Here is a 22,383-nt window from a genome sequence, read left to right as displayed (position 1 = left end):
TACATTATGTAAATCATAAATTATTTTTAGCAATTAATTTTTAGACAAAATTTATATAATCACATATTATCCATGATATAAAAACTGGATTTGTTGTTCAAAACTACAAAAGAGAAATAATAGATCAGCAACATAAAAAATCCATAGTAAAATCATAGTCAGCTGAGCAGCTACTCAGCCCAGATAATTAGAATTCACCAATAATTGCGCATCATGTTCTAAATCTGAAATAACAATATGATAACCTTTATATGTAATGACTGACGAAGAGATTCGGCTGAAGATTAGTGTTCAATTTAACAGGCGTTACTATCAGCAACATTAATAGCACAATACACAAGCGAGTTTGATTTTATGAGTTTATATTCTGCAACATCGATATTGACATCTGCTATAACACCTGTTATAATAATATTATCATATTCAAAACATTTATGTTGCCAATAGCAACATTTGCTATAGGAGGTAATTATGAAGCACTTATCATTGAAGCTGCTTGCCGAAACTGTTATAAGCAGAAGAAAGGCAATCAAGATGTCACAAGTCGTACTGTCTGAAAAAACAGGCATAAACCGTTCGATTATTTCCAGACTGGAAAGCGAGGACTACACACCGTCTGTGGATCAGCTCCTTGCACTCAGCACTGTCCTTGGTTTTAACAATGCTGATGTTCTTGAAGATGATGTAGTTGATGCTGCTCTTGTTGAACGCAAGAAGATAGCTGTCGCAGGAACAGGTTATGTAGGACTTTCCCTCGCAGTTCTGCTTTCTCAGCACAACGATGTGACAGCTGTGGATATAGTTCCCGAGAAGGTTGAGAAGCTGAATAACTGGCAGTCCCCTATCCAAGATGACTTCATCGAGCAGTACCTTGCGGAGCATGAAGAACGTAAGCTTTCCCTTAAAGCTACAACAGACGGCGAATCTGCCTACAAGGATGCGGATTTCATCATCGTTGCTGCACCTACGAACTATGATCCCAAGACCAACTTCTTTGACCGCTCCGCTGTTGAAGCTGTTCTCTCTCTCATAAAGACAGTAACAGGCAAAAAGAAGAATAAGCCTACTATCGTTATCAAATCCACTATCCCTGTTGGATATACAGCACAGGTTCGAGAAAAGCTGGGTATGGACAATATCATTTTCAGCCCTGAGTTTCTTCGTGAATCGAAGGCGCTTTATGACAACCTCTATCCGAGCCGTATTATCGTTGGTTCTGATGAGAAGAATATGGAAGCGGCTAAAGAGTTTGCAGCGCTTTTACAGCATGGTGCTATCAAGCCGAATATTGATGTTCTCTTTATGGCAACCACTGAGGCTGAGGCAGTGAAACTGTTTGCAAATACATATCTTGCGCTTCGCGTCAGCTACTTCAATGAACTGGATACCTACGCAGAGGTCAAGGGACTTAAAACTGCTAATATCATCCGTGGTATCTGTCTTGATCCCCGTATCGGCGACTACTACAACAACCCGTCATTCGGCTATGGCGGCTACTGTCTGCCAAAGGACACGAAGCAGCTTCTTGCCAACTATCAGAATGTTCCTCAGAATATGATGTCTGCTATTGTTGAGTCCAACAGAACCAGAAAGGATTTCGTGGCTGACAGGATACTCAGTATCGCAGGCGCTTACAGTTATTCTGAAGGTGCATATGACCAAAATAAGGAAAAGGAAGTTGTCATAGGAGTATACCGACTTACAATGAAGTCAAATTCCGACAACTTCCGTCAGTCATCTATTCAGGGGGTAATGAAGCGTATCAAAGCAAAGGGGGCTACAGTTATCATTTATGAGCCTACGCTTGAAAATGGCAGCACATTCTTCGGCTCTCTTGTTGTTAATGACTTGAAGAAGTTCAAGAAAAAGTGCGGTTGCATAGTAGCCAACCGTTATGATAGCGTTCTCGACGATGTTGCAGAAAAGGTCTATACAAGGGATCTTTTTCAGAGAGACTGATAAAAATTTTGAAGTATAGAATTCGCCCACATAGTATGTGTTCAATGTTAAATACACGGTATGCGTGATAAGTATTAAAAAATCATAATGTACGCAGATAGATTTTCGTGACAATAATTCGGTTTTGGCACACAATATTTTGAAGAAAATTGTAGCAATTCTGATTCGTTTTTTCAGAAAAAATCGCATTCCAACCACTTGTTTACCACTTATTTGTACCAAAAGCTGCCAAAAACCACTTGAAGCTGCTAAAAGCAAAATCGTAAAATACCTCGAAATACAGCCATTTTCGCAATTTAGCAAAAACCACTAAAAGTGCTTCTACTTTTTCAATTCCCCTCGTCTCAAAATCAGGGCTCACAAATGGCTTAAAATAGGCGTTTGTGGGCTCGCTTTTTTGACAAAAAACTGTCAACCACTTGTTTTTTTATTTAACAATTAAATCGCTCCGCAGAGTTTGTTTCTCTGCGGTGAATTTTTTGCCATTTTTAGCTCTGCACTTTCTTCTTTCGTCACCTCTTTAATATCTGATCTTTTCATAGATCTCCATTGCTATTGCCACTCCTTGTTCCTCCTGTACACGAGCTCTTTCTCTTATTATACAGGATTTTTATTTTTAGTGGCTCACTTTTTTATTATCATTTTGAGGCAATCTGGCTCAGTTTTATTTTAGCATACATAACTTAAGCAAGAAATATATTATGGCGTAGTATATTATAGCTATCTGGTCGAATATTGATGACGGAGTACTTTGTTCCGCCATAGAAATTAGTATATCAAGAGTTACAAAACGCGGCTCCAGAAGATACGAACCTGATTTCTGTTTGCTATACGGTTCAATTTCTCCGCACGTATATGAAAAAAGCACCTGCCGGAGCAAGTGCTTAGTGTATATTCAGTCAATGCGGTCAATCAGAATTTAATTCTTCTGCCTTTCTGCTACCTCATGTATGAACTGTGCAAGCTCCTTTGAGCGCAGCAGAGTGGACTTATGCCCACCGTTTTCCAGATACCGAAAGTCCTTGTCCAGCGCAGTGATGTTGTCATAGTAGTTTCGGATAATTCCGAGGGGATCATCATGGTCACCCTGCAGCACATAAAATGGCATCTGATATTCTGTATTGTCTTTAAGCGTCTGTGAAAAGTCTTTAAGAAGCATATCGATCCTGTCGGAATAGCTATTGTTTTCGTAATCGTAGGTCAGGATTTTGTAAAGCTCTGGCAGAGAGTAATAGGGATTGCACCACAGTGAGGACAGCACGCCGATATCTGCATCGAATATGCTCTCCTGTACTCCAAAATGGAGCTGACCGCCGTATTTCGCAAGGATCTTTGAATAGATCGGGAAAATGCGTTCCGTATAGGCTTCCAACAGTTCCTTGTTATCCGGATCAAGCTGAATCTGCGTCAGCAGTTCTGTGTCAAGTTGTTCCGCAAGTGCATAAAGCTCCGGATCGTTCTCCGTCCATTCAAGACAGACCTGCTTCATTCCCTCATTCAGCATTGTCATATCCGAAGGCTCAGTAATGCCGAGTTTCTTTCCTGTAGCAGAGAAGAAGAAATCATATCCGTATTTTGCGATAGCCGCCTCATAGGAAAAAACACCGTCACAGTAATCCCTTGCATCCTGCCGCATCTGTTCTGTATAGATTCCGGCATCGGACGCAATGGAGATGTCGATAACGCATTCCACCTTCTCAGGATGCCGGAGAGCATAATCGTCAGCGTACAGCGTCCCCCATGACATTCCCAACAGTGTCAGACTGTCCTTGCTGGTGTATTCAAGGAGCTTATCCACCATTACTTCAAGGTCACTTCGCATCAGCTTCGAGGTGATCTCACTATTCTGTGCATCGTGCAGCCATGTTTTGCCTGCATTGCGCTGATCCCAGTTGATTACCGTGTAATCCTTTGCAAGCTTGCGCCATATCTTAAAGTCGGCATAGCTGTATGAATCGCCTGGACCTCCGTGGAGAAAAAGCATTACAGGGTTATCTTTGTTTTCTCCATAAATACTTACCCATTGTTCCTGCCCGTTTACTTCGATATACATTGACTCGTTGATACCGCCGTCAGGTGTTCGGTTGTAATACAGCTTACCGATTAAACGAACAATCAGAAGAATGATGATAAGACTAAGAATCGAGATACCAATCCATTTGAATATCTTTAGTAGCGTCTTCAGAAATTTTTTCATCATCTGCTCCATAGAAATCTAATTAACAAAGGAAGCCCCGTGCTTCCTCTGCACCAGAATTATAGCACATCAAAGAGAAAAAGTCAATCAGAAGGAATCAAAATCAGCTTGCCCAGCTACTTCATGCCAAATGTCACGCACGTATTTTCCTTTTTATGTACTGTTATCTTAAACGGAGTCCTAAAACAGGACTGCACGGCAATTACACAGCAATGGTGCAGCAGATGTGTAAAATAAACTTCGATATATAGGCGATTACACATCATGTGCAGCATACACACCGATTTTTAAATCCAGATTAAAATCATAGACTGCCATGCCACATCGGGTAATGAAACGTTACGGTATCTATAATCAATGGTGAACAAAGTGTTCATCGTCACAATTCACAAAAAGCCATATAAGCGCCGTAGATTCAGTATATTCACCTAACAGGAATTTTTACTTGTAGGAGTAAGATTGATAAGATAAGATTAATAAGATACATTGTTAATAATACATAATGTATCCTTATTATATAGATATCCGGATATCATTTACAGCGGAATATATTACTGCGGTCGTTTATTCAGCAGCAGCCAAACGCTTGACGTAAAAACCTGTTCCGAAATATTCCGTACAGGCGTTTTTTACAATAGTATATTGAAAAGCCTTATCACATTTTCGCATAGGGATAAAAAAGTGGCAAAGGAGAGCTTATTCGCTTTCCTTTGCCGCTTATATTTATTATGGTGTATAGTTCCAGTTTCTATCGTCAGATGCATTTCCGGAACTCTGTATTGCATCAGCAAGAACATCAAGCCTGAACACATATTTTTCCGTCAATTCATACGCTTTTGCATTTAGTTCTACGCTGTCCAATAACTGCGCTGTCATTTTACTGCCATCCAATGTACCATTATAGTAGAAGCAACCATCAGCAGATTGATAGCTCCATCCGTTCGTGTTCCAACCGGATTTCAACTTCAGCGTGATGATCTTATCATTATCATGATTATCGTCATCTGCAGAATTGTGATCACAGTAGATTAAAGTATCTCCTGATTGAGTGATAGTATTGAAGTTGAAAACTCCGCTGCAAATATTGGTGGCATCTTTGTTTTCGTCCATATCATACCACATCGGAATATACATCACACGCAAAACTTCACTGTTGTTTTTTCGGTTATCTTTGATTTTGACATCTTTATCGGCAATATAGTTTTCACCGGACTGTACCCAGGGATAGTCTTTTTCAAGTTCTTCACCTTCATCGGAACTGCCGTTTCCTTCATTCACTGCTATATCAACACTGCCCGGTACAAAGCTGTTTTTTCGCTCATTACTGAAATAGATCGCTGCAAAAACAACAAGAGGAGCGATGAACAATGCTGCTATGATAACGCTGTTTATACCTGATATTCGTTTCTTATTTTTCTTTTTCATTCAGCGCCCCTCCTTTCTTATGTACTGCTGCGTTTAATTGTGTTTTCGGCATAAGCCTGTGAACTTAGATATGCGTATTCGGTTTCGGTGTTTGTGAAGCTGACAGAAGCAAGGTTTATTTTTTCGGCATCTGTATCATCAATTGTAAAAATGACATACGGGTCATTTCCTGCGTGATTTGTTTCTGCTGTTTTCTGGCTGCCTGTTTTAGAAGTATACTTTTCTGAGCCTTTCCAGAAATCATAGTCTGTTGATGACCATCTTGAAACTTCCGAAACACGATACCTTCCTTTTTCTCTGACATTAATTGTCTTTGTGCCGCTTTTCACCGCAGCAGGGAATGTATATGTTTCAGCATTATCATATGTTACTTTAACCTGACAGTCAGTTGGATTTGTTCCACTCAATTCGTATTTATTATCAGTAGATTTTGCCAGTGTTAGTGAATCTGTTACTGTTGATGCACAATTCATTGTCACATAGAAGCATTCAACTGCATTATTCGTATCGCCGTCTAATCGCTCAACCTTGAAAACAAACTTCTGTTCATCATCACTGTTATGTATGTTTTTGTCAATAAAGATTGTTTTCGTTATATCAAAGTAATAATTCTGGATATCTTTTTCATTTGGTATTTGCATTACACAGGAATAACTATTAATGCTATCCGTCTTTATCAACTTTACACCGGTATTTGAAGTAATTGTTACAACATTTCCTGCTTCTGATGTGATTGTTGAACCTACGATGGAAACATCATTTCCGCTGATAACAAAACGAATATATCTGTCAATTATTTTATATCCTGATTTAGGTGTCGTTTCCTTTAAGAAATATGTACCTTCAGGAATATTCTGTGTAATATTCGGTATAATACCATTTGAATCTGTTACAAGATCTGTATAACCGCTCATTGGCGAAACATCAGGAACCAGACCGTCAACACTGTTAACAGCTCTATAAAGTGCAAAATGAACGTTTTCAAGCGATTTACTATAATCGTCTTTATCCACCTTTACAGCTTTGAGCGTAAATGGTTTATTGTATACATCAATATATGCAACCAGCAGCTTACCTTGTTCATCCGGTAAATGATAATTATTCCAGACTTCATCATTTCCTCCTACAGTTATCGTAGGAGTATCTCCGGCAGATATGTTAAATGTTACAGTATTAGATGGCATAATATATGTTGCGGGAGCTGCTATCTGCTTTAAGGTATAATCAGTATTGCGCTCAAAATTATACATGATTGTAATTCTTCCGTTTGAATCGGAAGTATACGAACCAATTACTTCATTTCCTTTTTTCAGCGTGAAAACACCACCTGCAAGCGGTTCACCATAATTTTTGTCAGCTTCTTTTCTTGTGCCCATCTTATACAGATTGATTTCGATACCACCCTGACGGGTATTTGTAATCGTATCAGCTCTTGCCGTATAGGTTCTATTGGTCGTAGTCAATGCATCGCCTCGTGTAATAGTTCCATTTAACTCGGTTACTTCAAATATCTTGTAATCATCCAATGTCTTTCCATTTGGAATATCATCAGTGTTGATATAATAGCGTACCTCATTATCGGGAGCTGTCAGAGTCTCAATACTATACAAAGACGGGTTAGCAAGCGTATATCCGCTGCCATTGCTGATATAAAGTGCCGCCTTGATACTGCTGTTTTCAGCATTGTTCCATGTTTTTTTACCTTCTACAATATTTATGGGGTTTACTTCGCTGCCTTTTTCATAATCAGTTTTATAGCTGAAACGTGTAGCTGCCATAACAAAATAGTTGAAGGCTTCGCTGTTTGTGCCATTTGATCCAAGGGTCACTGTACTGCCCTTAGTAAAACCTTTGCGGTAAACATCATATTTAACATTGTTTGAAGCCGTAATGTTCTCTTGGGTTTGGGTCCAACTGCTGAGCCAGCTCAGAACGCCTGCTCTCGGATCAACCGCCACATAGACTACAGCTTCTGCATCAAGTGTAAATGCGCAAAGGTTGCCAGTATAATTCTTTGAAGCATCAGCAGTACGGATATATTCTGCGCCGCGCAGCTTTGCAGGAACATCAACAGCTTTGACATCTATATCATTGTAGATCTGTGAACCGCTGCCAAAATGAGTCTGATTTGACCAATTGGAAGCATTTGATGTATCATTGCAAGTTAAATTTTTAATCAACATTCTATCAGGATCAACGGCAGCCACTCTGTCGGTTGCATGCAGCACTGCAAGACCGCCGTTATTTATCCTCTCGATACTGCCGTATGAAGTAGCATATCCATTCGCATCAAATACTGGATTGGTCAGCTTGACTTCAAAAATCTCGTAATCAGACAACGCCTTTCCCTCATCAAGTGCCTGCATGAAGTAACGTATCTCGGTATCAGGAGATGATAGTTTTCTTACAGGATGCACCGCATCCGGTGCAAGTTTGTATGTTCCATCATGGTTATTGATATAAAGCGCAGTATAAATATCATCATGTCCCAATGCAAAATCCCTGTCGCTCCATATCTTCTTTGCCTGAACTTCATAACCGCGCTGATTGATAACGTTCATCTGCGGAGATTCATTTGCTCGGATCACACCTACATTGTCAGGGGTGCCGCTTGCTGTAATATAAGTGCCTTCAATACGCTCGTATTTTACACGATCATAACCAAGAGGACGTTCTGAAGAACCATCTCTTTCTTCAACTTTAAAAAGAATACCAACAGGAAGATTCGGAACTTCAACAGAGAACCATGCAGGAACATTGGAAATCTGACCGTTTATAGATGTCTCAAATGTGATCGGCTCAAGCAGAGCTTCTTTTACTTCTGCTTTTTCATCACTTGACCAATCATCATGTGCCTTTATCGCATCAAGAGCTGATTTCAATGAAGCCGAATTATAGGATTTATTATCGGAAACATACCTAACAAATTTCTGAGTTGCCATGTCCCACGTACAGTAATATCCTTCGGGATCTTTTATACGGTACTTGAACATATTGGTTAGTTCCAGTTCATCTGTGAGTCCGTTTGAAAGATACAAACGGAATGAGAAAGTTGTGGGATCCTGCTCTGCTGTTATCTTATGCTTATTCACATAAGCTTCAAGCTGTGCTTTTTTCTGCTCTTCGCTTAAACTCGAATCATTTTGTATTGCGTCATATTCTTCTCTGCTGTAATCACTGTCAAACAGTTTCTTCTGAAAAACAAGTGAACGTAGTCCGTCTGGATTTACATGGTTATCAACCATAACAGCGGTTCTGTCCGAAACGGAGACCCATTCCGACTCGTATTTTTTTCGTGAAGGAGTACTTCCAACTGTATCTTGTCCCGTTATTTCGGTACCATTTATGTATACATGGTCATATACTTCGGAGTTTATGCCGCATTCAACGATCTTATAATGTGTCGTGTTCTGAGGGAAGTGTATCTCAACGCTTTGATGTGGATTAATAAAGAATACACTGTTAAAAGTTTCCGTACTTCCAGGCGGTGTATAGCTATCCTGAAATATAACTTTTTTTGTAGAATTCTGGTAAGTGGCAGTGACATTCGTATCATCATAAGTTAAGAGATGCTCACTATTCGGGTTATGATTTCCTTGCTGGTCTACATCATCGCAGTACCATATCTGGAAAGGATACTCGACCAGATCAAAATCGATATCATCAGAACCTGATACCTGCTTTGTCATCGTAACATTACCCGGAGTAACGTAGCTAAGGTTAAATCGCATATGAAGGTTCGATGCACCTGCACCACGCTCCATGTAGAATATCTTCATGGTATGGTTGGAGTAATCCTTGAAAACAGTTTCAAACTCACCATTCACTTTATCAAAGTACTTGGCAAGCTCTGTTTCAATCTGAGGTTCAGTCATTCCTCTTTTCTGGTAATTGCTTCTGAAAATATCAAGAAGAGTTGTATGCTGATTATTCACAACGACCTCGCCTGTTGCAAAGTTTACGTCTCCTGCAAGTGCAGAATGGATTCCGCCGAGGTCAATCACAAGCTCTCCGTCAACGTACAGCCAGAAGTCATCATCACCGGTAAATTCGAAAATGATATCATGTCCCCAGTTATCTTTTCCGCTTGGAGTCTGAGTAAAGCCTGCATCAAGCTCCATACCGAAATAATAGTCAGGATCTTCTATTAAATGAAGTCTTTCATACTTTCGAGGATCATCGTTGCTCAGTTCTTTCTTTGTTGCATCATAAATATTCTGACTATTAAGAGACGCATAAGTATCCATTTCTATATCATCATACGGAAAGAACTGTCCATGCTTCAAAGAAGGCTTATTTCCGTTATCATGCGTACCAATTTCCTTTGAAACAAAGAAATCAGTTCCCAGACTGCCGTCAGCTTTCTTCAGTGTTGCATAATTCTGGCAGCTGTCATATTCAAAATAGCCGCTCTGATCTAAAATGCTCTGGATAAAAAGATGATTCACTTCTGTTGCATTTCCAAACAGCGTTTTCAATGATTGTCCTGTGATTTCTGCAATTGGATATGCTTCAACAATTTTACCATTTTTATCTTTTACTACGTCAGAAAGATCAGTGGACAAAAGCCCAGACATCTGTTTATTTGCGTTAGCATCTGAATAATGACTTCTACCCATAACTTCATGTTGTTGTACTGTTGTGTCCGCACCATCAGGCTTGCAGATAGCTCCGCCAAAATTCACCATTTTCATGGTAATACCATGCTGGCTGTTATCGACAGTCTGAATTTCTGTCAGTTCGTTTTTCAAGTCTACAACTCTTGCAAAATAAAAGGTTTCTGCTTTAGCTCTGGAGCTGACTGCGATCTGTTTGTCATTTCCCGCTACGTTTGTTTTCAGACCTGAAAAAGCAAAGCTTAACTGATCCCAAGCAAGGATAGTCGTATAGTATTCGTTATTGCGGCGTCCATCAAGATTGATGCCTATAGGAGCATCATCCAAGGTAGGGCTAACTGTATCAGAGCGTCTCGGTGCAATATATTTGCCCGAATACGGATTGTACAGGTCATAATAGAAATTAGGGTCGGTCGTATATTCATAGTAGTATTCGTTAAACTCCCATATCATGGTATTGACTTTCTTGGAAAGCCACATGATACTGTCACCACGCTCATAACAAGGTACAAGTGAACCGTCATGGTCTATTGCATAGAAATCATATCCCTTTCCGTTCCATACACGGGTATAGATAATAATTTCCTCACCGTTTTTCACCTCTGAAACACTGACTTTCTTTGCCTTATAGGTTACTAATTCATCTTCATCAGCAATCTCTGTCAGATCTACGAAGCTTAGATATACGCCTGTATCAGAGGCAATAAATTCTCCATTGTAATCACCACTGTCAGAATTTCCGATGAAACCAATTTTTTTACCGTTAGCTGAAAGCATGATCTTGCCGGCAGTGTTTGGCGTTACTTTAATAGCCTGCGGCGCATCACTGATGGTAACATCAGTTGTACCAATATTAAGATATTTTTTGGTACCGCCGAAATCGGCATAGAGATAGTATCTGTCTTCGCTTTCGTACTCAAAAGTCCATTCTGTGATATCGGTATCCTGTGCTACATAAAGCATTTTGTTGCCGCTGTTTTTGGTACGAACAATACAGGTCAGCATTTCAAGTGCGTTACCGTTATTATCTGCGATCAGCGCATCTCCTGCTGCACCGCTGACATAGTTCATCAAACCATAGGTTTTACCGTTAAGTTTGTATGGATCATTTGCACTGACCTTTACCAGATCGTACCAGAATTGTGAACCGGTCAGATCAGAAAAACTCTTTGTTTGTCTTTTATGATTATTACCATCTTTTCCCAGAGCACTGATTGAGGTATCAAGAAGTGGTCTGATCTGGATTTTTCCATGATGATCTGTCCCGTCAACTATCACATTTACAGCAGTAGCCTGAGATTCATCAACCAGAGAAACACCGGAAGAAGTGAAGCTCAGCCATTTTGTAATTCCGTTGCCCATATTTGCGGAAAGCTTATAATTTGCATTTCCCTGCCAATGGAATGTCCAGCCCGGAACGACACGCTGTGTAGTATATACACCTTTGCCGCTGGAATCCGAATAGGTAGCTGCCAGACCCGAAAGGCTTCCTTCTGTCAGTACGGCATTACCAGACATACTATTTATCTGATTGATGATACCATAGGTCTTTCCGTCAAGTCCAAACGGATCTGCCGTTGGAGGCGTTGGTATTACAGAAAGATCAAACCATCTGTCTGCATTTTCAACATTATTAGGTATACCTGTATCATAAAAATTTTCATTTTTATTTCTTATAATTATACGCTTATCTGTTACATTACGAATACTGATCTTACCTGCATTATCTCCTGTGCCTGCAACAACTGTCAGAATAAACGGAGTATCGGAAAGTGTCAGAATGCCATTGACAAGCTTCAAGTATTGTGAACCGTTAGAGATTGTATAATGGTTTGTATCGACATTGTGGAATGTCCAGCCGGATAATCCACCGGAAAAGATATAACCTGTCTCTGTTACCTGTACGATCTGGTTATCCAAACGATTTGCAGTTGAATCAGCCAATGCCATCATAGCATTGCCTTTGATGGTATCCTGCTTGTTGATAAGAGCATATGTATTTCCGTCAAGTTCCAGTGAATCTGCCTGAGCAGATGATATATTCACAAGTTCAAATACAGTTGCGCTGTTATTTGAAACAATGAAATTTGTATCATTATTGCAATTTATCTTATATCCATCTGCGGAAAGCTGTATCATGTTTTTGTTGTTAGGTGTAACTGTGATTTCCGAAGCTTCCGCAGCATCTGCTTCTAAGCTTATACCGCTTGAAGTGATTTTCAGATATTTCCGTCCTGCACCGTCATCCGCAATGGCACTGATTTTGTATTTTGTAGTGCCTTTTATCCAGTCAAATTTCCAGCCTGTAATGCCATAATCAGCCGAATAAGAAACAGCATTTGTTTCGCTGTCTACAACACGGTTTAAAGCGATATTTCCAAGCTGTGTTCCGGTGTTATTATAATTTCCGGCCATTAATGCATTGCCGTTTGCATCATCTTTATAACTTACAAGGCCATAAGTATTTCCATCAAGTCCGTAAGGGTCGGTCGATAGATCAGGCGGGGTGTATAACCATAATTTAAATCTTGCACCAATATCCTTTGTAGGGCCATCACTATAAGCCGAAAAGCCATAGTTGGGTTTATCTGATTCATACGTTTCGTTCCAATACCAGTTATTATCACTAAAATAAAAATATTGCCCAGTTGAATCATATTGTATTTTCCAACTCGTTGCCGTAGATAAATTATCGGCAATTTGATTATTATTATCGTTTGTCAAATATAATCTGTTCTTATTAGTTGTATTATGTCCTACATATTTCGTAATTGTATCTCCGCTTTCTAACGTATCAATTGTATATATTTTATATAAATTATTCGTTGCATCAATTGCTTCGAAATAAAAGCACTTTGCTCCCGCATTATACGCATTTAACAAATTGGCATTATTGTTGTCATTAGCATAGCTGCCAGTAATGGCTATACCAGTTCTGCCAGCACCTTTATAAAGCTTCAAATTATTTTCTTGATAGTTTTTTGCAAAAAAACCAGTTTTTACACTACTTATATAAAAACCATCACCATTATTAATATGAGCTTTTAGATCATTAAGATCAGCGATTTGCGTAGCAGTTCCATACATTTGAGGGTATTCTTTTTGGACAACATCATAAGTAAAACTTTCTTTTGTACCAACAGAAGTTACTGTATATGTATCAAATGCAGAGCTGCTTCCCGTTACAGGAATCACGGTACTGGTAATGCTTTTTCCTATTTCATTGTTAACGATCTCATAAACTGAAAACCCGGTTGCCAAAAAGCTGACCTTGCCGTCCTCAGCGGTAAAGTCAAATAACTGCTCTCTTTTTCCGTTATCGTGGATATGCCAAAGCGTTACACTATCCGAGATCACAGGATCAGTAATTTCAACCTTAATAGGATTCTCTTCTCCCGGCTGATACTCTCTCCATCCGTTCTTGATCGTAATATCATAAGCCGCAATACCATCGTGCTCCTCTGAAACATCCACAGCAGTCGCCTTTGCCCCTTCCGGCATCATGCCGTCCAGTGTCACGATCTGTTCTGCCTCTTCTCCGTTCGGATACAGTTCAATGCTCTGATAAGTCAAATCAGGTTCAATATTTTCTGAAACAATAGAAGCCATTGGCATAACATTTGATGTTGCCATGACTGTAGAGACTATAAAGCGGGCTATTCTTTTCGTAAATATATCAAACATTACGCCATCTTCCTTTCATTAGAATTTGTTGTATGATTATTCATTAAACGGACTTGCATTACCTTTCGCCTCTTCAACTGTCAGTCCATTCGGATAATTTGCAGCAGGGATTCCTTCTGCCTCCAGAATGATATTGTATTGCTGATCAAACACGCCAAGATAGTCTTTCTTATAAATCGGTATATCTATATGATCGAAAAGTTCTTTTGTACTTTCCTTGGGTTTTACCATCTTCATAATATCTGAGTTTTGATCATTCTTGTCTCCGCCTGTATAATAAAAATAATAAACTGTTTTGCCGCTTTCGGAAACAGTATCCATTATGAAGTTTGTGTTGGTTGTGTCTGTTCTTGCAACATTCAAAAACGAATCATTGTTCTCCAGCTTTATAGCATCCAGAATTGCGTTGACACGGTAGCTTTCATCATAATGATAAGTTAAATCATAAGTATCATTTTTCTTTGTGTAGTTACTTGCGTCTATCGTCATTTTCAACCTGATAAACAAGTCAACCTGCCCGTTATTATAACCGGACGGGTCTTTTTCAATTTTCATTCCCGGCTCGGATGCTTTTGCTTTATACTGTCCCGTACTGTCCCATTCAGGCTCTTGTATGGTAACAGCGCCGCTCTTTGCATCTAGCCTGTTTGTGACGGCATCTTCGCTGTGAAAATAGGAGAAGATACCTGAAAGAAGCAAAACATAAACAATAAACAATGCAGCCGCAAATGTAATCATCTGACGCTTATTGCCATGAAACATTTTATTTACAACAGTGTTGACTTTCTGCATAACAGTCGCCACAGGAACCCCCTCCTTTCGCTTATGTATATAGTCAGCTTATCTATTAATTTCGCCTTTTTCTTCTGTATCATTCATTTTATAAATTCTGCCCATGATAAGCAGGAGTATAAGTGCAGCCACAATAGATACTTTGCCCACTGTTGTACGGAAGAAGATAAACATATCTCCTACATGAGGCAAAGCAAATATCGTTTTGCCAATATAATTTTTTTTTGTCACTGCATCAGGGTCTTCTGTATTATTCGCATCACCCTTGGTATAAATTCCGACATCGGTTATTCTGACGGCTCTGTGTGTTACAAGCATATCATCATCAACCTTGAATGAAATAACATCTCCGGTTTTGATATTCTCATACTTGCTGTAAGTACTTACAAAGCACACACTTCCGACGGGAAGTAGTTCTCCCATTGAGCCGGATTTTACGTGATACAGCCGGATGCCGCAGAGGTAGGTTATAACCAGTATCACGCCGATTGTAATCACAATCGTTGATAGTATTTTATATACTTTATCGAATATCTTTCTTGCCATAATATCGCTGCATAAGCAATTCCTTCTGTAATCATCTGTAAATATAATAAAAACGCACCCAATTCCCCCATAAGAATCAAGTGCGGCCTCAGAGCAGAAACATATTCTCTCTGCCCTTGTGTATTTTTCTCTGTTTTATATGTATTCAGATAAAATCTGTTATTATTCAAATAATAAGCAGAGCATCATGGGGGATAGACTCTGTTATTCTATTATACCGATTAAAATACCTCTAGCATCAGTAAACTCATAAGTACAGGTTGACAAAAGCAAGAGATGCAAATCATTATTCTGCTTTAAGTCATCGACCGAATAATTTAATATATATACCGCATCCGAGAAAATATAGTCAATATACTCTTCTTTTTCGGAATCACTGACAAACACTGCATGATAAGCAGGTGCGGTGTTTTTTACATTCATATATGTGAAGAAATCAACATTATGCACTCCGTCATTCAGCGTGAGTGTACCTTTCTGATGTGACTGTAAATACGCCTTATCCTTAAAAAGTGCAATATCAGCAAACATCCTCTGCTGTGTCATGTGGTGACCGTACACAATGGAATTGAATCCGCTGAAATTGCTCTCGCATCGATAATCGAGAAACGGACAACCTAATTCATTATTGTACTGACCATCCAGACCATTATGCAGATAAAAGTCATTATCCCTTGCCTGACAGATTGGAAAGTCAATATGTGTACCTTCTATTGTTATCCAACCGACTACCGCATCATTTACTTCTTTTGCAGGCTTCAGAGGATTGGTAATTTCTTCATTCGATAAGGTTTTTTCCTGCGCTTCGGGCTTCACTCGATTAAAAAGCTTTATCTGCTCATCATGGGTTTCGTCTATGATTTTTTCGGGAAGAATATCATCACGATAATATCTGTAACCGCAGTAGCCGCCGATACCAACCAGGAGAAGCAAAATTACAAATATAGCCTTACGCTTCATGCGCTTTTTCCTTTTGCTGTTTCTTTTTCACGAACACAAGCAGGAGCATACCACCGGTCATGACCGCAACCACCGCAATGGCAATCATCCAGAACTTGTTGCTTGCCAGAAACAGACTTGTTTTCGGCGGATCATAGTTCTCGTCAACAGCAGCATAGAAAATCCATTTGAACTCAATCTCACCCTGCACATATCCGGAATCCTGTGAACCGACAAGAACGTGTTCGCCGTTGATATCAACGAGTCTGTGCCCGTTATCCACTCCGACAAGTACATCCAGATCGTTCCATACAACCGAGCATCGCAGTGTATGACTGTCACCGGGATTATATAATCCGCAGTCGTAAACTTTCTTTGTAAGATCAAAGTTTCCGTCGCCTGTTACGGTACCCTTGTAAAACTCCTGACCGTCCAGTTGAAAGATACATTCGCAGCCTTTTTCAAGGTCAATTTCACCGTTCTTGAAAAGAGGCTCAACATAGAAATAAATGTGATACGCTTTGTCATCACGTAGATTCATAAGCTGTACGTCTTTGGTATAAGTTGTGCCGTACTGCATATCTTCTACATGGAAGAAGTATTCACCTGTATCGGAACTCACGACTTTACCGTCGGAGTCCATGGCAGTCAGCTTCTCCGGAAGTCCCTTTACCGCTCCTTCGGGTAAAACGACATCCGCAAAAGCTGTCATGGGACAGCTTAAAGATGAAAGGAGAAGGAGACAGCTTGACAAGGCGGTCAGTATTTTCTTTGCACGCATTACGCTGTCTCCTTTCCGTTAAAATTTTCGTGTGATGCCGACGATTATGTCCAACTTACAGTCGTGCCGTCATACGCTGCTTGTGCACCCCAAGAAGCGCCATTTACAGCAGTTACCATGCTTCCATTAGACTTTGCTTCGTCAGGAGATACCTGAATGCTGTCGAGAACTACTGTCAGATCGTAAACGAGCTCTTTGTACGCATCCTGTGTAACATCCTTGTTAAGTGTTACGCTGTCAACAAGCTTCTCGCTTGTTGCGCCTGGAGCAAGGAGCTTTTTGTAGAAGAAATAGCCCACATCATTTGTGCCGTCGATCTTTGTACTTGTAGCAGCTTTGTAAGTCCAGTTAGTGTTCCAGCCAGATGCAAGGTTAATGTCGATCACAACATCGTCAAGTGCTTTGTTTGCAGTAGTATCATCATCACCAACATAAGTCAGACGAATAATTGTTGCATCAGACTTATCAGCAACAGCTTCTGTAGTGTTGTCTTTCATCCATGTAATATTGAATGCAGGTGTTGCACTATTGTTTGCAATTGTTATTTTCTTCGTTGCGGCAAGCTTAACATTGTTAAGCGCACCAGAGGTCAATGTAACAACACCATTTGCATCCTCTGCAATTGCATCAGCAGCAAGATTTGCAATGTAAACAGTGCCGGTTTCCTGCTCAAGCTCATAGAACTTATCATTAGTTGCATCATAATAGTAGCCGGAATACTTAACGCCGTCAGTAACATTACGTTTAAAGATATATAAGCCACTGCCGTACTGCTGTGCATAGTTCTTAGTTGGGTTTGCAACAGTCTTTGTTACATTAGGATCAAACTGACCTGCGCCGGAATAATCAGAATTTGAAGAGTCACCTGAGCGAACATTCCAAGCGTCAGAAGGTGTAACAACCTTACCGCCTGCAATCACAAGTGTACCGCCTGCCTGAAGCAGTGTTACTTCGTTCGCACTATTATTCACAGCATTACCGCCTGTAGGTGTGTTTGTGTTTGAAGCAGATGTTTTCAGCTCCACCCAGTTTGTTTTATCTGCACTTGCAAGGGCTGTAGCATCAGCGGGTACAGCAACACCAGTTCCTTTAACCGTCAAAGTTGCGTCATGTAGCAGGCCGATACGGACGAATGCGTCCACATTTCCCGTATTGACAGCAGAAACGTCCTTATTGATCTCCTGTCCGGGTGTCCACTGCTCGGGTGGAGTAAAATCTTCGGCAATCGCTACATTGTAGTCAGCGCTTGCACTCAAACGGTTAGTAACCTCATCCTTGCTGGTGAACCATGCAAAGGTACTGCCTGCCATAACAGCAGCTGCAATACAAAGTGATGCAATTAAAACACGTTTTTCTCTGGAAGTCTTTTTCTTCTTGGAAACATCATTTTTCATAACTTATATCCTCCTGTTATTTAAACATTATTGTTTTAATCTGCCTTGACGTTATCGTCGGCATTAATTTTTTCATTTTTTGATTTCAGATCAAAGTAATACTTCATCATCTTGAAAAATACGAGTATCAAAACGATCAATGGTACGATAAAATACCACTTTAGCTGAACAAACCTTACGATTACCCCCAATTTTGGCACATGAAACTGCACCTTTCCGATAACTCGGCTCTCATCAATAAGGAATGAGTCTTCGGTGTTGTTAGCGTCACCCTTTGTTCTGAAACAAGTAACACCAGTGCCCTGATAGTCGGTAAATTTTTCTGTAACCCGGTGTGTCAGGTATGCTTCGCCTCCGCTCGACGGGTTAAAAGTGATGACATCACCCGTATTTATGTTCTTTGCATCTGATATTTTTACAAAGACCATATCTCCGCTTGAAAATTCGGGAACCATTGAGTCAGTAAGCACAATATAATACCTAAAACCAAACAAAGACTTATTCGGACTCTTGCTTGCCGCAAAAAAAACTGCGAAAATTATAATAAAAAAGGATAAACAGTATATAAAGAACTTGCGGATGGCAAAAAAAGCGCGAGCTCCTTTACCTATACCAACACTTGCTTCTTCTTTTGCAATTGCACTCACTTATGGCATTCCTCCCATCTTTTTTTCAAATATTATATTGCAATTTAGTACATATTTCGCCATATATGAAAATTATATCACATAATAAACTGTTTGTAAATAGAATTTATTTCCTTTAATAATCATTTTTCGGAAAATTGTCGAATCTGTATAATTATACACCATAATAATTGCTACTTACTACAAAAAAGAATATTGGTGCCGAAGGCTCACTCACACGAATTGTACATGTAGTAATATTTAGGCAATGCTATACCTATCGTCATGGGGCTTGTTTCCGCCAAACAGCTCCCTGCTATGATTCTGTCTGACGATGATAAGATATTTCCATTCCTTCTTCACCATGCAAAAGAAAAGCCTTCCCATATAAATAGGAAGGCTTTTCACTAATGTCAAATGAGCATTATCTTAAATGTTACAACTGAATATGGCTGCGACGGCTGAAATAGAACCAACGATTTTCGTGGGATTGGATATACTATGAATATGTCATGCAGTATTCTCGAATACCGTATAAACTATACTCAGCTAAATGAGGCTAAAAAATATTGTCAACCATAACCTATGCCATATTCCATTCAGATCTTATTATCTTTTTTCTTTCCCGCTTGTTCTCATACATAAGCTGATCCGCACGTTGCATCACGTCCGTTACGGTGCTGTTTTCCGACGAGTTGAAAACAGCAAAGCCCTTGGAAAGATGTACCTGTTCCCATGGTTCAGAAGTGGATACATTAATCTTTTCTGCGAGTGTGTCAAACTGTTCCAGAAGCGCATCTCGGTTCAGATAGTCCTCATTCTCCAAGATGACGACGAACTCATCTCCGCCCATTCGGAACACAGGACTGTGCTTGAACACCTCACAGATGATATGCGCGGCTTTTTTCAGGTAAATGTCACCCTTATCGTGTCCGTACTGGTCATTGATCAGTTTAAGATAATCGCAGTCGAATACGCCAATCGCAAACGCCAGTTCCTTTGCACCGCTGTCGAGATCTTTCTGCATTTCATTGATGTGATTTGAAAGGGCGCCTTTGTTTTTTACTTTTGTCAGCGCATCGAGAAATACTTGTCCGTTTAGCTTGCTGATATGCGCTTTCACCGTATCAGACAAATTATTGAACGACTTTGTCAGTCTGCCCAGCTCGTCGTCGGCGTCGTAGGGGAGTACAATATCATAGTTTCCGCGTTCTATATGTTCCGCTGCGGCGGTAAGCTGCTCGAGCGGTTTTGTAATGCGCCTTGTATAATACATCAAAAATAAACTTGCCACGATGAGTACGATGACAGCGGCCAGTGAGATATTCAGAACAAGCCCCTTCCATTCACCCTGTGTTTCGGAAACGGGTACAGTAACACTCAGTCGCATACCGTTGCTCAGCTTACACCAGACTGCTGCTTTTTTCTCTCCGTCATAAGTGTAACGGATAACTTTGTTCTCGTCGCCCTCACGATAGGGAAACTCAAATTCGGGTTTCAATCTCAGATCTGCCACATCAATTTGCGGATGATAGAAGAGCTGCCCATCAGTATCGCTCAGAAATGCATATCCGTTATCATATAGACGGATACTGTTGATTTCCTCTGCCATTGTAGAGTAGTCCACTTCAATACCGATCACACCGATGAACCGTCCCTTCCAATAAACCGGTGCGTCGTAGGAGATGACGCGGACATCGAGATTATCTGTGATATACGGCGGCAGCCAGATAGGCTTCCCCTCATGCTTCGGAACAGTAAACCATACCAGCCTTGAGGTGTCTTCCACATCATACTGTGTAATATCGGTCACTTCATGCTCTTCGAAGCCCTTACCATCCAAATCTGTATACCAAAAGCCCTTTATTGCAGACGAGACCGATGGATCGATGCGGTAATAATAGGTCAAGACGCCCTTGGTTTTGGAAGCCATCATCCCGAAGTATTCCCGGGTTCTCTCCATATGCGCTGCAAGTTGCTCCTCACTGTTCACGCTGTTCAGGTCTTCCTCAGCAAATGATGTCACTTTTGTTATCGTATTCTGCACGCTGTCAAAATAATAATCAAGACTTCGTTGTCCCGACGTACATAGCATCTGGAGCAGTTGATCTGATTTATGGCTCTCGGTTTTGCGGATAAAGACAGCACTGAGAAGAGTAGTGACTACAAGAGATATCAGTATCACACAAAGCATTGTAAATGTGATCGCGGTTCTTAATGAATGTGGCAAAAATCTGGATTTTGGCTTCATGGCAGGCTCCTTTTTATCGAATCAGTTGTCGATTCGGTCAGAAGTACGGAAAATGCTCAATACAAACGCAGAAAGCAACATGAGCTGTATGCGTATTGTATCTTCCAAAGGTTAAACAAGTATGCTGTAATTACAGTGTATTCGCTGCGTTAAAGCGAACATACTGTTCAAGTTCCTTCTGTCATAATCAGTTTATAATTATTATAGCATAGGCGGGGAGAAAAAGTCAATCAGAATTAGTTAAAGTCAACTTGCACACTGAACTTATACTAGCCTTCAAGCGAATAATAATTTGCTGATATATAAAAAGACCGACTGTTTTCACAATCGGTCTCATGTCATAATCTTTTATTGCATTATTTTCGGTCACACAGTATTTGGGATTGATTCGGAATATGATTAATTTGTTATTTCATGATAGTCGGATATACGATAATATTTGTATAGCATTTGAATATGTAATCTTTCCTCTATCTCATGCATAGCATTGCAGAATCTAAGTGTCGGTGTCAATGACATCGATAACGGGTCCCACAGGAATAGTCACAGCGGCGTTCAGGGCACCGTTTTCAAAGGTATATGTCATAGGGAGCTCAGTCTCATCAGTCTGGGAACCGCTCTGACCTGCTGCGTCCGCAGCCTGTGGAGCACCGCCCTGAGGTCCATCGCTTATTACAACGGGGTCAATGTTTACGAAGTTTCCGCTGCCTTCCTCGGCTATCACAAGATGACCTGTCGCAGACACAGGAACACCGCAGATGCTGTCATAGGCGATGTTGTCCTTTGCCATGACATCAGCTTGCCATAATCCAATAAAGTCCGCTTCAGCTGCGGCTGTGGGGGTGCATTCGGGCATATTCACATAATGAAGGTATTTGGATTCATCATATTCAGCATCAAGATTGAATTCCACCTCCGGCGGACCTTCCTGCGGAGGGACGTTGTTTTCCGTAGTGCTTTCGGCAACCTTGGTCACAGCAGGTATATCTTTAGTTGGAACGCTATTCTTTTTGGAGTCCGAGCAGCCGTATGCGCTGATCGCAATCATTAATGCCGCAACGCCTATACTTATTTTTTTATTCATTGTTCTTACCTCCTTAATGCAAAATAAACAAATGAAGCTCCGTCGGGATCTGACCACTTATTTTGAGCAGCTGAATTCAGCTTTTGACG

13 protein-coding genes are annotated in these 22,383 nt (G+C 40.3%); 1 reads left to right on the top strand and 12 read right to left on the bottom strand.

The annotated features are described in order from the left end of the window. Positions 1 to 471 precede the first annotated feature (471 nt). Positions 472 to 1,959, top strand: a complete 1,488-nt coding sequence (locus BLW60_RS09505) for a nucleotide sugar dehydrogenase (RefSeq protein WP_074716763.1) — start codon at positions 472 to 474, stop codon at positions 1,957 to 1,959. A 919-nt stretch (positions 1,960 to 2,878) separates the two neighbouring features. Here BLW60_RS09505 and BLW60_RS09495 read toward each other — a convergent pair. The 12 genes from BLW60_RS09495 to BLW60_RS09445 all read right to left on the bottom strand — a co-directional run bounded on the left by BLW60_RS09495 (position 2,879) and on the right by BLW60_RS09445 (position 22,294). Continuing rightward, positions 2,879 to 4,156: an alpha/beta fold hydrolase gene (locus BLW60_RS09495; protein WP_175460915.1), complete on the bottom strand. Its 1,278-nt coding sequence runs from the start codon at positions 4,154 to 4,156 to the stop codon at positions 2,879 to 2,881. A gap of 726 nt (positions 4,157 to 4,882) precedes the next feature. Beyond that, positions 4,883 to 5,581: a hypothetical protein gene (locus tag BLW60_RS09490; protein ID WP_074716757.1), complete on the bottom strand. Its 699-nt coding sequence runs from the start codon at positions 5,579 to 5,581 to the stop codon at positions 4,883 to 4,885. A gap of 17 nt (positions 5,582 to 5,598) precedes the next feature. Then, positions 5,599 to 13,881 (bottom strand): SpaA isopeptide-forming pilin-related protein, encoded by an 8,283-nt coding sequence (locus BLW60_RS09485; protein WP_074716754.1) that lies wholly within the window; start codon positions 13,879 to 13,881, stop codon positions 5,599 to 5,601. Between the two features lie 36 nt (positions 13,882 to 13,917). Beyond that, the gene (locus BLW60_RS09480; RefSeq protein ID WP_074716752.1) at positions 13,918 to 14,685 is read right to left on the bottom strand and encodes a hypothetical protein; all 768 of its coding nucleotides are present in this window, start codon (positions 14,683 to 14,685) and stop codon (positions 13,918 to 13,920) included. Between the two features lie 36 nt (positions 14,686 to 14,721). Beyond that, positions 14,722 to 15,219, bottom strand: a complete 498-nt coding sequence (locus tag BLW60_RS09475; RefSeq protein ID WP_074716750.1) for a signal peptidase I — start codon at positions 15,217 to 15,219, stop codon at positions 14,722 to 14,724. A gap of 204 nt (positions 15,220 to 15,423) precedes the next feature. Beyond that, a complete protein-coding gene (locus BLW60_RS09470; protein WP_074716748.1) occupies positions 15,424 to 16,179 on the bottom strand; it encodes a class B sortase in 756 nt (251 codons plus the stop codon). Next, positions 16,169 to 16,939, bottom strand: a complete 771-nt coding sequence (locus tag BLW60_RS09465) for a hypothetical protein (RefSeq protein ID WP_074716746.1) — start codon at positions 16,937 to 16,939, stop codon at positions 16,169 to 16,171. The genes BLW60_RS09470 and BLW60_RS09465 overlap by 11 nt, the downstream gene beginning before the upstream one ends. 44 nt (positions 16,940 to 16,983) lie before the next feature. Further along, on the bottom strand, positions 16,984 to 18,333 hold the full coding sequence (locus tag BLW60_RS09460) for a BsaA family SipW-dependent biofilm matrix protein (RefSeq protein ID WP_074716744.1): 1,350 nt from the start codon (positions 18,331 to 18,333) through the stop codon (positions 16,984 to 16,986). Between the two features lie 35 nt (positions 18,334 to 18,368). Continuing rightward, positions 18,369 to 18,980 (bottom strand): signal peptidase I, encoded by a 612-nt coding sequence (locus tag BLW60_RS09455; protein ID WP_242872860.1) that lies wholly within the window; start codon positions 18,978 to 18,980, stop codon positions 18,369 to 18,371. Positions 18,981 to 19,220: 240 nt separating this feature from the next. Next, positions 19,221 to 19,346: a hypothetical protein gene (locus BLW60_RS17270; RefSeq protein WP_278289910.1), complete on the bottom strand. Its 126-nt coding sequence runs from the start codon at positions 19,344 to 19,346 to the stop codon at positions 19,221 to 19,223. 196 nt (positions 19,347 to 19,542) lie between these two features. Beyond that, complete coding sequence (locus BLW60_RS09450) at positions 19,543 to 21,054, bottom strand: sensor domain-containing diguanylate cyclase (protein WP_347496430.1); 1,512 nt, start codon at positions 21,052 to 21,054, stop codon at positions 19,543 to 19,545. Positions 21,055 to 21,706: 652 nt separating this feature from the next. Continuing rightward, positions 21,707 to 22,294 (bottom strand): META domain-containing protein, encoded by a 588-nt coding sequence (locus BLW60_RS09445; RefSeq protein ID WP_074716740.1) that lies wholly within the window; start codon positions 22,292 to 22,294, stop codon positions 21,707 to 21,709. Positions 22,295 to 22,383: the final 89 nt, after the last annotated feature.

The organism is Ruminococcus flavefaciens (assembly GCF_900108555.1).
In the GTDB taxonomy this organism is placed as follows: domain Bacteria; phylum Bacillota; class Clostridia; order Oscillospirales; family Ruminococcaceae; genus Ruminococcus; species Ruminococcus flavefaciens_P.
Note: the sequence above shows the minus strand (reverse complement) of the source record. Positions and strands in the feature narration are given on the sequence as shown.

Coding starts and splice junctions, on each gene's coding strand:
- BLW60_RS09485 (WP_074716754.1), bottom strand. CDS start 13,881: ATGTTTGATATATTTACGAAAAGAATAGCCCGCTTTATAGTCTCTACA.
- BLW60_RS09505 (WP_074716763.1), top strand. CDS start 472: ATGAAGCACTTATCATTGAAGCTGCTTGCCGAAACTGTTATAAGCAGA.
- BLW60_RS09470 (WP_074716748.1), bottom strand. CDS start 16,179: ATGAAGCGTAAGGCTATATTTGTAATTTTGCTTCTCCTGGTTGGTATC.
- BLW60_RS09465 (WP_074716746.1), bottom strand. CDS start 16,939: ATGCGTGCAAAGAAAATACTGACCGCCTTGTCAAGCTGTCTCCTTCTC.
- BLW60_RS09450 (WP_347496430.1), bottom strand. CDS start 21,054: ATGCTATGTACGTCGGGACAACGAAGTCTTGATTATTATTTTGACAGC.
- BLW60_RS09490 (WP_074716757.1), bottom strand. CDS start 5,581: ATGAAAAAGAAAAATAAGAAACGAATATCAGGTATAAACAGCGTTATC.
- BLW60_RS17270 (WP_278289910.1), bottom strand. CDS start 19,346: ATGGGAAGGCTTTTCTTTTGCATGGTGAAGAAGGAATGGAAATATCTT.
- BLW60_RS09445 (WP_074716740.1), bottom strand. CDS start 22,294: ATGAATAAAAAAATAAGTATAGGCGTTGCGGCATTAATGATTGCGATC.
- BLW60_RS09495 (WP_175460915.1), bottom strand. CDS start 4,156: ATGAAAAAATTTCTGAAGACGCTACTAAAGATATTCAAATGGATTGGT.
- BLW60_RS09460 (WP_074716744.1), bottom strand. CDS start 18,333: ATGAAAAATGATGTTTCCAAGAAGAAAAAGACTTCCAGAGAAAAACGT.
- BLW60_RS09475 (WP_074716750.1), bottom strand. CDS start 15,219: ATGGCAAGAAAGATATTCGATAAAGTATATAAAATACTATCAACGATT.